Source organism: Actinomyces sp. HMT 175, from assembly GCF_016694895.1.
Taxonomy (GTDB): Bacteria; Actinomycetota; Actinomycetes; order Actinomycetales; family Actinomycetaceae; genus Actinomyces; species Actinomyces oris.
In genome coordinates, this window is the sequence record NZ_CP068012.1 from 1,621,134 (window position 1) to 1,634,591 (window position 13,458).

Here is a 13,458-nt window from a genome sequence, read left to right on the forward strand (position 1 = left end):
TTCGTCTCCTCTGCTGCATCGGTGCGGGGCGCTGTACTGGTGCACCCCGGTTCGACCGCGAGTCTACGTCGTGGTCGCGCGGGCTCAGTCCTCCCGTGAGCCACGCCGCGCGCGCAGTGCGTCACGCAGGCGCTTGGCGGCGGACATCCCGGAGTAGATGACTCGGGAGACCGGGACGTCCCAGGCCCCGTCCACCTCGGTGACGTGCTGGGCGTAGCGCTTCTTGTACTGGCCCACCGTGTAGAGCGAGGGGACGCGGGTGGAGCCGGCGCCCATGAGGTCCAGGCCGCGGTAGCCCTCCTGCGCCAGGGTGCAGGCGGCCCACCAGTCCAGGGCCTCGGCCCCGCGGAAGGTGCGCGACTCGTTGGAGGAGGCGCCGTAGTAGGCCACGGAGTCCTTGCCCGAGGTGAGGATGAGGTCCCAGGCGTGGGGGATGCCGTCCTTGCGCAGGACGAACAGGCGGGCGTTCTTCTCCCCCAGGGAGGTCAGCATGGTCCAGTAGACCTCGGCGTCGTGGGGCTTGAAGCCGTCGCGCTCGGCGGTCTCGCGCAGGACCTCGTAGACCTGGTCGAACTCCTCGCGGCTCAGGCCGGTCTCGTCGCTGATGGTGCAGCCGGCCTCCCGGGCGACACGCTCGGCGCGCTTGACCGCGCGGCGCCCGTCCTTGGGCATGATCGCCGCGATCTTCTCCGGTGTCTTGGGCACCAGGTCGATGACGTAGGTGCGGTCATAGGTGATGGTGGACAGCAGCTCTCGCAGGTCGGCAGCGCCGTAGCGGGCGTGCATGCGGATGAAGCGCACGGAGCGGTCGCGCTCCTTGACCACGGAGCGCAGCAGACGACGCAGGTGGGCCTCGCGCTCGGGCGACTGCTCCTTGAGCCAGACCGGGCCGTGCTTGGCCCACAGGAAGGTCTGGCCGCCCATCTCGTAACGGTACAGGGCGATGGCGGCCACGGGCTTGCCCTCGTCCTCATAGAGGTAGCGGCCCCACAGGGGGCGGCCCATGGCCTCCTCGAAGCGCTCCCAGGCCTCGGTCTGCTCAACCGGGAAGTGGCTGTTGCCCACGGCCAGACGCATCTCGCGTCCGTCGACCCGACGCAGGGTCTCGGAACGGTCCGGGGTGGAGTGCACCGGCTCGGGGTGCGTGAGCCGAGGCGCCTTGGGCTTGTCAGCCTTGTCAGCCCTAGCGGGCTGGGCGGGCTTGTCGGTCGGGTCGACCTTCTGCTCGGGCTGCTTGGGCTGTTCGGGCTCGCCGCCCTTGCGCCCCTTGTTGTTCTTGGGCTGAGTCGCCTGAGCCTTCTGGGGGGCCGGCGCACCAGCCTCGACCTTGGTTTCAGGGGTGGAGTCAGTCGCGGAATCAGTCGTGGCGTCGGGGGTGGTGCTGTCGGGCATGTTCTCGTTCTCGGGCATTCAGCGGGACCTGTCGACTCGTTGCGGATAGTTGCGGGCGAACTTGCGGTAGTGGTTGAGGCGCTGGAGCTCGATCGTCACGCGACGGCGCAGCGAGCGCTCGGCCGGGTCGCGCAGCGGGTCGACGCCCCGCCCCAGGCCCTTGGCCTTGCGGCGCAGAGCCTCGTCGGACACGTAGCGTGCGATGACGCCGTCGGGAACCAGGGAGTAGAGGATCTGCCGGGTGACCTCGATGGGCTCGTCACGCTGGTCCAGGACCAGGTCCTTGAGCATGACGGCCATGGGGTTGGCGCCTGCGGCGGTCAGGTAGAAGGAGTTGCGGCCGATACGGGGGTTGACCTCGAAGAAGAGCTCCCGTCCGTCACGGGGGTCGACCTTGATGTCGAGGTTGGCGAAGCCGCGGTAGCCGGCATGACGCAGCAGGCGGCCGGTGGCCTCCCACAGGTCGGGGAAGGCCTCGGTCATCATGGCCACCGGGTTGCCGATCATGGTGGGCGCGTGGTCCTGCAGCAGAACGCGCGCCGAGCCGATGAGGCGCAGCTCACCGGTGGAGTCCATGTAGGCGGTCACCGAGCGCATGGCGGTGTCGTCACCGGGGATGCACTCCTGAACCAGGAAGGTGGAGCGGTAGCCGGCCTCCTTCAGGCTCCTCCACATGCCTGCCAGCTCGGCGGCGTCGTCGATGAACCAGATCTTGCGCTTGCCGGGGAAGGAGATACGGTCGTAGTCAGCGCCGATGGCGGCCTTGGCCACGAGCGGGAACTCCATGCCGAGCTCGTCGGCGCTGGTCGGCGTCACGCAGTCGGGGTCGGCCAGGTCGACGACGACCTCCCGGGGCGTGAGCACCCCCACCTCGGCGCACAGACGGGAGAAGGAGGCCTTGTCGCTGACGGCGTCGAGCACGTCAATGTCCGGGAAGGGCAGGACATAGGTGGGCTCGAGCTCGCCGCGGTGGGCCGAGATCATGGCGGCCGCGGCGTCGGTGTTGGCCATGAGCACAGCGCTGCGGGGCCCTCGGCCCTGGGCCAGCTTTCGCAGCAGCGCGATGGTCCGCTCCGGCGGGGCCCCGGCCTCCTGGTGGACCACGGTGATGTAGGCCGACTCGGAGATCGCGACGATCGGATCTGAGGCCACAACCGTCACCGACGTGCCGGTGACCTCATGAAGCTGCCGCGCCAGGGCGTAGGCGCCGATATCACCGCCGAGGACCACGGGCAGCAGGTGCCTGAAGCGTTGCGTCATAACCATCCGTTTCTTGCCGCAGGGGCCAACTCCTCCCCAGATGGTAGAGCACGCCGGGACGCCCCGTTCCCGACCGCTCCAGGAACATCACGATCCAGACACGGGACCGTCCCCGACCGTCTCCACCCCACCCCCTCAATCCAGCGTGATTCCGCGCGATAATCCGCACCTCGACGACGACATCGCGGCCTGACGGTGACACATGCCACCCTGCGCGAGGCCGCCTTCCCGAAGAACGACAAGAGCCCGGAGCGCTGGGCTCCGGGCTCACTTCGACTATCGGTTCTGGTGGGCGATACTGGGATCGAACCAGTGACCTCTTCCGTGTCAGGGAAGCGCGCTCCCGCTGCGCCAATCGCCCGAGCGGATGACGGGACTCGAACCCGCGACCCTCACCTTGGCAAGGTGATGCTCTACCAACTGAGCCACATCCGCGTGACACCCTTGTGGGGTGCGGGAAGAAAGTTAGCAGAGGTATCCCTCGGAGGCAAAACGCAGCCGAGCCCGTGTCCTCATGAGGTGTCTCACGCCCCGCCGACCCGCCTCGATCACCGAGCAGCACCCGGGACGTGCCGGGAGACGCTCCGACGTGACATGTCTTTCTCCCACTCTCCTGCCTTCGCACCTCAGTCGTGGCAGGGTAGTCCCCATGACCACGCCGACAACACCGACGCCTCAGGCCGCACCGGAACCTCAGGAGGGCCCCCAGCGCCAGATCTGGCCGGGCCACCCCTACCCACTCGGGGCGACCTATGACGGCTCGGGAACGAACTTCGCCCTCTACTCCTCGGCCGCCACCGGTGTCGACCTGTGTCTGTTCGACGACGAGGGCCACGAGGAGCGGGTGGCGCTCAAGGAGGTCGACGGTGACGTCTGGCACGCCTACCTGCCCGGGATCTCTCCGGGCCAGAAGTACGGCTACCGGGTGGCGGGCCCCTACGACCCGGCCTCCGGTCACCGCTGCGACCCCTCCAAGCTGCTGCTGGACCCCTACGCCAAGGCGATCTCCGGCGAGGTGACCCCGTCCCAGACGCTGTACTCCTACTCCTTCGACAACCCGGAGGTGCGCAACGAGGAGGACTCGGCGGGCCACACCATGCGTTCGGTGGTCATCAACCCCTACTTCGACTGGGGCCACGACCGTCCCCCGAACCACGAGTACCACGAGACGATCATCTACGAGGCCCACGTCAAGGGCATGACCAAGCTGCACCCGATGGTTCCCGAGGACCTGCGGGGCACCTACGCCGGTCTGGCACAGCCCGCCGTCATCGACCATCTCAAGAACCTGGGTGCGACGGCCATCGAGCTCATGCCGGTCCATCAGTTCGTCAACGACACCCACCTGCAGGAGAAGGGCCTGTCGAACTACTGGGGCTACAACACGATCGGTTTCTTCGCCCCGCACAACACCTACGCCGCCTACGGCGCCGAGGGTGAGCAGGTCCAGGAGTTCAAGTCCATGGTCAAGGCCTTCCACGAGGCCGACATCGAGGTCATCCTGGACGTGGTCTACAACCACACGGCCGAGGGCAACCACCTGGGCCCCACGCTGTCCTTCCGAGGCATCGACAACAGCTCGTACTACCGCCTCGTCGATGGCTCGGCCAGCCACTACTTCGACACCACCGGTACCGGCAACTCGCTGCTCATGCGCTCGCCGGCGGTCCTCCAGCTCATCATGGACTCGCTGCGCTACTGGGTCACCGAGATGCACGTCGACGGGTTCCGCTTCGACCTGGCCTCCACTCTGGCACGCCAGTTCCACGAGGTGGACAAGCTCAGCGCCTTCTTCGACATCATCCACCAGGACCCGGTGCTCTCCCAGGTCAAGCTCATCGCCGAGCCCTGGGACGTGGGCGACGGCGGCTACAACGTGGGCGGCTTCCCGGCCCTGTGGAGCGAGTGGAACGGCAAGTACCGCGACACCGTGCGCGACTTCTGGCGCGGGGAGCCCTCCACCCTGGGCGAGTTCGCCTCCCGTATCACCGGCTCCTCCGACCTCTACCAGCATGCCGGGCGCACCCCGGTGGCCAGCATCAACTTCGTCACCGCCCACGACGGCTTCACGCTGCGTGACCTGGTCTCCTACAACGAGAAGCACAACGAGGCCAACCTCGAGGGCAACGCAGACGGGGACAACAACAACCGGTCCTGGAACTGCGGCGCCGAGGGGCCCACCGACGATCCGACGATCACCGAGCTGCGTCAGCGCCAGACCCGCAACTTCCTGGCCACCGTCCTGTTCAGTCAGGGCGTGCCCATGATCTGCCACGGCGACGAGATGGGACGCACCCAGGGGGGCAACAACAACGTCTACTGCCAGGACAACGAGATCTCCTGGGTCAACTGGGATCTCAGTGAGCAGGACAACGACCTGCTGGAGTTCACCCGCACCATGATGTGGCTGCGTCGCGACCACCCGGTGCTGCGGCGTCGGCGCTTCTTCACCGGGGACGCCCGCCACGGCGGGGAGAGCGAGCTCGGCGAGATCGAGTGGCTCACTCCGGCCGGTGAGTCCATGACCGACCAGGACTGGACCACCTGGTACGCCCGGGCCATGATGGTCTTCCTCAACGGGGAGGCGATCGCCGAGCCCGATGAGCGGGGCCAGAGGATCGTGGACGACTCCTTCCTCGTACTCATCAACGCCTCCGACGAGGACATCACCTTCACCCTGCCCGGCGAGGGGTACGCCCCCACCTGGAAGGTCGCGCTGGACACGGCTCCCGCAGTGGACGGGGACTCCGACCCGGTTCTCGCTGCTGACGACACCGTCGTGGTCGAGGCCCGCTCCATGCTCTTCCTCATCGACGCCCCCGAGTCCGCCGCCACCACGGAGCGCCACCCGAGGTAGGGGCTCTCCGCGGCCCTCCGGCGCACCACCGAACGCACATCACCCATCAAGCAGCACCACCCGACGCAGACCAGACGAGCTTCAGGAAGTGACATGACCGACGCAGTGGACGCAGCAGTGGATCAGGCAGGTTCGGCGGGTTCTGCGGAGACACCCGCCTACGCACCGTGGTCGGGGCACGTGCCGGCTCCGGAACACCGGACGCCGGTGACCACCTACCGTCTCCAGCTCGGTGAGGATCTGACCTTCGCAGACGCCAAGGCCCTGGTCCCCTACCTGGCCGATCTGGGAGTCACCGACCTCTACCTCTCCCCGATCCTCACCGCCGCGCCGGGCTCCACCCACGGCTACGACGTCGTCGATCACCGCCGGGTCTCGGCCGTCATGGGAGGAAGGGAGCAGCTCGAGGCCCTGGCCGCCGAGGCCGACGCCCATGGGATGGGCGTTGTGGTGGACATCGTTCCCAACCACATGGCCGTGCCCACCCCCGGTTGGCACAACCTGCCCCTGTGGTCGGTGCTGCGTGAGGGACCGGACTCCCCCTACGCCGCCTGGTTCGACCTCTCTCTGGACGAGCCCATCCTCATGCCGATCCTGGGCAAGCGCATCGGCGCCGTCCTGGCCGATGATGAGCTCACCCTGGAGCAGATGGTGGTTCCGGGGCAGGAGGATCTGGGCGAGCAGTGGGTGCTGCGCTACTACGACCACGCCTTCCCCGTTGCCCAGGGCACCGAGGCGCTGCCGATGCACGTCCTCGTCGAGCGCCAGCACTACCGCCTGGCCTACTGGAAGGTCGGTGATGAGGAGATCAACTACCGACGGTTCTTCGATGTCGGCACCCTGGCCGCGATCCGCGTCGAGGAGCCCGACGTCTTCGCCGGAAGCCACGGCCTCATCCTCGATCTCATGAGAGACGGAGTCATCAGCGCCCTGCGGGTCGACCACCCCGACGGCCTGGCCGACCCCGGTGGCTACCTCACCCAGCTGGCCGAGGCCACCAGCGGGGCGTGGATCGCCGCGGAGAAGATCCTGGCGCCCGACGAGTCCCTGCCCACCTCCTGGCCGGTGGCCGGAACCACCGGCTACGACGCCGCCTGGCGGATCGACCAGCTCCAGGTGGACCCCGCCGGCGCGGCCCGCCTGGGCGCGCTCATGCAGGAGCTCACCGGGGACGCTCCGGTGGACTACGACCGCATCGTCGAGGAGGCCAAGCGAGAGGTCATCGCCGGCTCACTGGCCGCGGAGGTCGACCGTCTGGCCCGCATCCTGGACTCCCTGACCTCCCAGGACGTGCGCCTGCGCGACCACACCCTGCGCGACCTGCGGGCCTGCGTCGTCGAGCTGCTCGTGGCCGCAGACCAGTACCGGGTCTATGTCGTTCCCGGGACGCCCCCAGGCCCGGAGACGGCCGCCGTCCTCCAGGCGGACGCCGAACGGGCGCGCCAGCGCCTCGAGCCGGACCAGGGAGAGACCCTCGACCTCGTGGTCGCCATCCTCCTGGGTGAGCCGGTCGGCTCCGAGGGCCTGTCTGAGTCCCCCGAGCGCACCGAGGCCATCATCCGCTTCCAGCAGGTGTGCGGGGCCGTCACCGCCAAGGGAGTGGAGGACACGGCCTTCTACCGCTGGACCCACCTGACCAGCCTCACCGAGGTCGGCGGCAACCCGGCCGGCTTCGCGCTGAGTGCCGACGAGGCCCACGCCTGGGCCGACCGAGTCCAGAACACCTGGCCCGACACGATGGTCACCTCCACCACCCACGACACCAAGCGTGGTGAGGACGTGCGCGCCCGCCTGGACGTGCTGGCCTCCTATGCCGAGGAGTGGAGCGACCTCATCCACCGTCTGCGCGCCATGACCGCGCAGGTCCGCCCCCTGGACCTCGACGGACGCAGCGAGAACCTGCTGTGGCAGACCCTGTGGGGGACCTGGGCGCCCGACAGCGACGACCCCATGACCCCCGAGCGGCTCAGCGCCTATCTCATCAAAGCCTCCCGGGAGCAGAAGATCTGGACCACCTGGACCGCCCCGGACCTGGCTCGGGAACAGGCCCTGACCGACTACGCCGCCCATCTGCTCACCAGCGAGGAGGTCCGCGACGAGCTCGAGGCCTTCGCGGCCCTGACGGCCAGGTCCGTGCGCACCGCGATCCTCGCCGGCAAGGCGCTCGCCCTGACCTGGATGGGGGTCAGCGACATCTATCAGGGCAGCGAGATCACCCGCACCTCACTGGTGGACCCCGACAACCGCCGCACGGTCGACTACGCCGGGCCCTCGGGTCTCATCAGCGCCCTGGAGCGCCTCGACTCCGGAGCCGCACCGCGCAGCCTGGATGAGGACAAGCTCTTCCTCACCTCCCGCCTGGCGCGCCTGCGCGCCGCTCGCCCCCACACCTTCGTCGGTCCCCGCTCGGGCTACCGCACGATCCCGGTGACCACCTCCTTCGCCTTCGCCTACGCCCGCCTGCTCGACGAGATCCCCGACGTCGTCGTCATCGTCAGGCGCCTGTCCCGGCGGCTCGAGCAGCTGGGGGGATGGCGTGAGGAGAGCATCGTCCTGCCGGAGGGGACCTGGGAGCACGTCCTGCGCACCGGCACCGTGGAGGGAGGCAGCCAGCCTCTGGCCGAGGTGGTCGGGGACGATGCCGTCGTCGTCCTGTCCAGGGTCGGCTCCCCCGACTCCCAGACCGACTCAGACCAGGCCGTCCAGGAGCAGGAGGCCGCCCGATGAGCCCGGCATCCCGGACCTGGCAGTCACCGGCCCTGCCTGTGGGCCCCCGCGTTCCCGTGTGGGCCCCCACGGCGAGGCGGGTCGAGCTGCACCTGCCCGGCGATGAGGGACTGGATGACCGGCTGGTTGACATGGTCCCGGTCCCCGACGGCTGGTGGACCGCCCCCTTCGACCTGGAGCCGGGCACCGACTACGCCTTCCGGGTCGACGGTTCCCCCGACCGCCCCGACCCCCGCAGCGCCTTCCAGCCCCACGGCGTCCACGGCCCCTCACGAACCGTGGACCCGACCACCTGGCAGTGGACCGATCAGGACTGGATGGGCAGGGACCTGCTCGGCTCAGTCATCTACGAGCTCCACGTGGGCACGTTCACCCCCGAGGGCACCCTGGACAGCGCCATCTCCCGGCTCGATCACCTGGCCGAGCTGGGCGTCGACATCGTCGAGCTCATGCCCCTGGCCGCCTTCCCCGGTCGAGCCGGATGGGGCTACGACGGGGTGGGCCTGTGGGCCGTCCACGAGGCCTACGGGGGCCCCGAGGCCCTGATGCGCTTCGTCGACGCCGCCCACCGAGCCGGCATCGGCGTGTGCCTCGACGTCGTCTACAACCACCTGGGCCCGTCGGGCAACTATCTCAGCGTCTTCGGCCCCTACTTCACCCCCGCCCATCACACGCCCTGGGGTGAGGCCGTCAACTACGACCACGACGGCAGTCATCAGGTGCGTGCCTTCGTCATCGACTCGGCCCTGCGCTGGCTGCGAGACTTCCACATCGACGCCCTGCGCCTGGACGCCATCCACGAGATCAAGGACGACGCCGCAGCCGCCGACCCTCCACAGACGCACGTCCTGGCCGAGCTCTCCAACGCCGTGGCCGCGCTGTCCGACGAGCTGGACCGGCCCCTGAGCCTGGTGGCCGAGGCCGACCTCAACGACGTCGGAGTCATCACCCCCACCGACCAGGAGCCCCCCGCCGCAACCCCCAGCCTGGGCATGACCGCCCAGTGGGCCGACGACGTCCACCACGCCCTGCACACACGGATCACCGGGGAGGCGCAGGGCTACTACGCCGACTTCGCCGAGCCCGGGGCGTGGACCAAGGCCTATGGCGGCGCCTTCCTCCACAACGGCATCTGGTCCACCTTCCGGGACCGGGTCTGGGGCGCCCCCGTCCCCGAGGACACCGACCCCAGGCGCTTCGTCGTCTTCGGATCCAACCACGACCAGATCGGCAACCGAGCCGTCGGGGACCGCCCCTCAGCCGGTCTCGACGACGCCGCCCTGGCCGCCACTGCCGCCCTGGTGCTCCTGTCGCCCTACACACCCATGCTCTTCATGGGCGAGGAGTGGGGAACCCGCACCCCCTTCCAGTTCTTCACCGACCACGAGGAGGAGGACCTGGCCCGCAGCGTCAGCCAGGGGCGCGCCCGGGAGTTCGCCGGCTTCGGCTGGGACGCCGACGAGATCCCCGACCCCCAGGATGCCGGGACCGTCGAGGCCTCACGCCTGGACTGGTCCGAGCTGGACAAGACCGAACACGCCCACATGCTGTCCTGGTACCGGGCACTGACCGCCCTACGCCGCGAGCTGGCCTGGTCCCAGCGCACCGCGTGGCCGCAGATCGATGACACCGACGACGTTGTCACCGTGACCTACGAGGACATCGTCGTCGTCACCAACCTCTCCGGGAGGCCACGGCCCGCTCCCGAGCTGAGTGACGTGCTCCTCTCCTGGGCCCCGGTCGGCTCCGCCCCGTCCTTCCTGCCCCCCGGACAGACGCTCATCGCCCGACGCTGACGAGCCTCACCAGGAGGCTTCCCCGGCCGACCAGATGCCGGCGAACCGGAAGCGGCCGATGCACATCCGTTCAGAAAGGCAGGCACCTCGTTGACACAATGCAACCCTCCCAGCGGCGTGGCTTCATGTGCCCACTGCGGTAGCGCACTAGCGTGGCATCCGTGACTGTCAACGGTAGGCCGCGTCAGAACGAGGCAGGTGGCATCCCCGAACGATTCGAGGAAGCGCTCCTGTCCCTTCGCGACGCGCCCCGCCCCCGAGGGCTCCTCATGGAGGAGGTGCCCGCCCCCAAGAAGCTGGCCCCCTACTCCGCCGCCCTGAGCGCCGAAACCGTGGAGACAGTCGGCGCCACCCCCATGGCCACCGGACGCTTCGTCGTCCTCCACGACCCCGACGGCCAGGAGGCCTGGGACGGGGACTTCCGCATCGTGGTGCAGGCGCGCGCCCGCATCGACGACGAGATCGGCATGGACCCCGTCTTCGAGTCCGCCGCCTGGAGCTGGCTCACCGACGGCCTGGAGGACTCCCGCGCCGGCTACCACGCACTGGTCGGAACCGTCACCAGGGTCCTGTCCGAGACCTTCGGTGGACTGACCCTCACCGACTCATGCGCCCACGCCGAGATCCGGGCGTCCTGGTCCCCCACGACCCCCCAGCTCGGCCCCCACCTCACCGCCTGGCACGAGCTGCTGCTGGTCGCCTCCGGCCATGAACCGGCCGCAGTCCACCCCCTCACTCTCGCCGGAGCCGGAAGGTGACGCCCCGCCGCACCGGCGTGCCCCGCCCAGCTGCGACCTCGGCCGTGCCCCGCCCAGCTGCGACCTCGGCCGTGCCCCGCCCAGCTGCGACCTCGGCCGTGCCCCGCCCAGCCGTCCCCCCTGGCACAACAGATCACCCCATCAACCCGCACGACATCGTCGACTACCCCCGTCCCAAGGACGGGCTCCCCGAGATCACCGCCACCCCCACCCAGCTGAACCGAGCCGCTCAGCTCCTGGCGGCCGGTCGGGGCCCCGTCGCCGTCGACGCCGAACGAGCCTCAGGCTTCCGCTACGGACAGGACGCCTACCTCATCCAGCTGCGCCGGGACGGCGTCGGCACTCTACTCATCGATCCGGTCACCACCGGGCCTCTGACCGAGCTGGCCGCAGCCCTTGACGGACCCGAGTGGATCCTCCACGCCGCCGACCAGGACATCCCCTGCCTGACCGCACGCGGGCTGAAGGCCGCCTCCCTGTTCGACACCGAGCTGGCAGCCCGCCTCCTGGGCCGACAGCACGTCGGGCTCGGCGCCGTCATCGAGGAGACCCTGGGCCTGCGTCTGGCCAAGGACCACGCGGCCGCGGACTGGTCCACCCGACCCCTGCCCACCTCCTGGCTCACCTACGCCGCCCTCGACGTCGAGCTGCTCATCGACCTGCGCGACGCTCTGGCCACCGAGCTCGAAGCAGCCGGCAAGGACCAGTGGGCCGCCCAGGAGTTCGAGCACGTGCGCACCAAGCCGGCCAAGCCGGCCAAGGTCGACCCGTGGCGCAAGACCCCACGAGCAGGCAGCTCCGTACGCTCCCCCCGCTCACTGGCCATCCTGCGCGAGCTGTGGAACTCGCGCGAGCAGCTGGCCGCAGAGCTCGACCGCACCCCCTCCAAGGTCCTGCCCCACCAGGCACTCGTCGCCGCTGCCGTCGCCCGCCCCCGGTCACGACGCAAGATGAGCGCCCTCAAGGAGTTCTCCTCCCGCCAGGCCCGCCAGAACCAGGAGCGCTGGTGGAGAGCCATCGAACGCGCCCTGGAGCTGTCCGACGACGAGCTTCCCCCCACCCGCGCACCACTGGCGCCCGGCGAGCTCCCCCATCCGCGCTCCTGGCAGCGCCACCACGCCGCGGCCGCCGAGCGGCTCACCGAGGTACGCGCGGCCATCAGACAGCACGCTGAGGAGATCCGCGTGCCCCAGGAGCTCCTCCTGACCCCGGAGTGCCAACGTCATCTGGCCTGGGACCTCGGCGCGGAGATCGAGGCCGGTCGTACCGGCAGAGTCACTGCTCAGGAGATCAGTGAGCGTCTGGCCGCCATGGGGGCCAGGCCGTGGCAGATCGAGCAGGCCGCCCCCGCTCTCGCCGCAGCACTGGGCTGACGCGCCATCACGCGCGTACCACAGTGCGCCGCCCACGGTGACGTGGACGGCGCACGACGTAATTCTCGTCAGAGGAGCTCGGCTCGAGAAACCAGTGACCTTCGCCGGCCTCAGTGGACCTCGAAGCCGTAGGAACGGAAGATGGCGCGAGTGGACTCCACCAGCTCCGGCTCCGGGGGCCTGGTGTCACGAAGCTGGTACGTCAGTCCCAAGGCGTCCCACTTGTCGGTACCCATCTGGTGGAAGGGCAGCACCTCGACGCGGCTGACCGAGCCCCAGCGCTCGATGATCCGGGCCACGTTGTGGACGTTCTCAGGGTCATCCGTCAGGTCCGGGACCAGCACGAACCGGGCCCAGATCTCGATCCCCTTGGCCGCCAGACGATCACCGAAGGTGATGGTCGGGGCCAGGGAGCGCCCCGTCACCTTCTTGTAGGTCTCCTCGTCACCGCTCTTGACGTCGAGCAGGACCAGGTCGATGTTATCAAGCATCTCGTCACTGGCATTGGCGCCCAGGAATCCTGAGGTGTCGATGCAGGTGTGGATGCCCATCTTCTTGGCCCCAGCCAGGAGCCTGCCCGCGAAGGCCGGCTGCATGAGGACCTCGCCGCCCGACAGCGTGATCCCGCCCTTGGACGCGCGGAACACCCCCCGGTAGCGGCGCATGCGGCGGAGAAGCTCCGAGGCCTCCACCGGTTCCCCGTCCTTCATGAGGAAGGTGTCGGGATTGTGGCAGTACTGGCACCGCAGGGGGCATCCGTTGAGGAAGACCGTCATCCGGGTGCCGGGGCCGTCCACCGCGGTCACGAGCTCCCAGGAGTGGATCGAGCCCAGCTCGCCATCGCGCATCCGAGCCAGGCGCTCCGAGCGTTGAAGATCCGTCAGCTCCTCGAGCCCGCCGATACCCGCACCGCGCAAGCGGGCGGCCGGGGCCAGGAAGTCCTGGTCCCGACCGCCGTCGCGCACGGTCGTCGTGGTCTGCGTCATGACCGCTCGCCGTGCTCCAGGGCTCAGGCCTGGGAGTGGAAGGTACGGTGGAGGACGTCAAGCTGCTGCTCGCGAGTCAGCTTGACGAAGTTGACGGCGTAACCGGAGACGCGAACCGTGAGGTTCGGGTAGTTCTCCGGGTGCTCCATCGCGTCCTCGAGGGTGTTGCGGTCCAGGACGTTGATGTTGGCGTGGTACAGACCCTTGACGCCGCCGTTGTCCTGACGCTGTGCCTTCATGGAGGCGAGGCGCTCTTCGTACGTGGCCATGGTGGCCCCTTTCTGAGGTGATGTGATCGATGTGTGGAAA

9 protein-coding genes and 2 tRNA genes are annotated in these 13,458 nt (G+C 69.1%); 5 read left to right on the forward strand and 6 right to left on the reverse strand.

Going from position 1 to position 13,458, the window contains the following annotated elements; genetic code table 11:
* Positions 1-84: 84 nt before the first annotated feature.
* The 4 genes from JJJ14_RS06915 to JJJ14_RS06930 form a co-directional block, all read right to left on the reverse strand.
* On the reverse strand, positions 85-1,410 hold the full coding sequence (locus JJJ14_RS06915; protein WP_201443687.1) for a peptidoglycan bridge formation glycyltransferase FemA/FemB family protein: 1,326 nt from the start codon (positions 1,408-1,410) through the stop codon (positions 85-87).
* Entirely contained in the window at positions 1,411-2,652 is a 1,242-nt protein-coding gene (locus JJJ14_RS06920) for a carboxylate--amine ligase (protein ID WP_201443688.1), read from the reverse strand.
* A gap of 286 nt (positions 2,653-2,938) precedes the next feature.
* Positions 2,939-3,013 (reverse strand) — tRNA-Val (locus JJJ14_RS06925).
* Between the two features lies 1 nt (position 3,014).
* Positions 3,015-3,087: transfer RNA gene (locus JJJ14_RS06930), tRNA-Gly, on the reverse strand.
* Positions 3,088-3,301: 214 nt separating this feature from the next.
* Between JJJ14_RS06930 and glgX the strand changes: the two genes are divergently transcribed.
* From glgX to JJJ14_RS06955, 5 genes are all read left to right on the forward strand, one after another.
* Positions 3,302-5,509 (forward strand): glycogen debranching protein GlgX, encoded by a 2,208-nt coding sequence (gene glgX / locus JJJ14_RS06935; RefSeq protein WP_004564794.1) that lies wholly within the window; start codon positions 3,302-3,304, stop codon positions 5,507-5,509.
* Between the two features lie 93 nt (positions 5,510-5,602).
* Entirely contained in the window at positions 5,603-8,236 is a 2,634-nt protein-coding gene (treY, locus tag JJJ14_RS06940) for a malto-oligosyltrehalose synthase (RefSeq protein WP_201443689.1), read from the forward strand.
* On the forward strand, positions 8,233-10,032 hold the full coding sequence (gene treZ / locus JJJ14_RS06945; RefSeq protein WP_201443690.1) for a malto-oligosyltrehalose trehalohydrolase: 1,800 nt from the start codon (positions 8,233-8,235) through the stop codon (positions 10,030-10,032). The genes treY and treZ overlap by 4 nt, the downstream gene beginning before the upstream one ends.
* A gap of 152 nt (positions 10,033-10,184) precedes the next feature.
* A complete protein-coding gene (locus JJJ14_RS06950; RefSeq protein ID WP_442859438.1) occupies positions 10,185-10,790 on the forward strand; it encodes a DUF3000 domain-containing protein in 606 nt (201 codons plus the stop codon).
* Positions 10,791-10,888: 98 nt separating this feature from the next.
* Positions 10,889-12,163, forward strand: a complete 1,275-nt coding sequence (locus tag JJJ14_RS06955; protein WP_201445103.1) for an HRDC domain-containing protein — start codon at positions 10,889-10,891, stop codon at positions 12,161-12,163.
* Between the two features lie 110 nt (positions 12,164-12,273).
* Here the strand turns inward: JJJ14_RS06955 and pflA are convergent, their stop codons facing one another.
* Together pflA and grcA2 are read right to left on the reverse strand one after the other, a co-directional pair.
* On the reverse strand, positions 12,274-13,149 hold the full coding sequence (pflA, locus tag JJJ14_RS06960; protein ID WP_004564789.1) for a pyruvate formate-lyase-activating protein: 876 nt from the start codon (positions 13,147-13,149) through the stop codon (positions 12,274-12,276).
* Between the two features lie 23 nt (positions 13,150-13,172).
* Entirely contained in the window at positions 13,173-13,418 is a 246-nt protein-coding gene (grcA2, locus tag JJJ14_RS12710) for an autonomous glycyl radical cofactor GrcA2 (protein ID WP_009406209.1), read from the reverse strand.
* Positions 13,419-13,458: the final 40 nt, after the last annotated feature.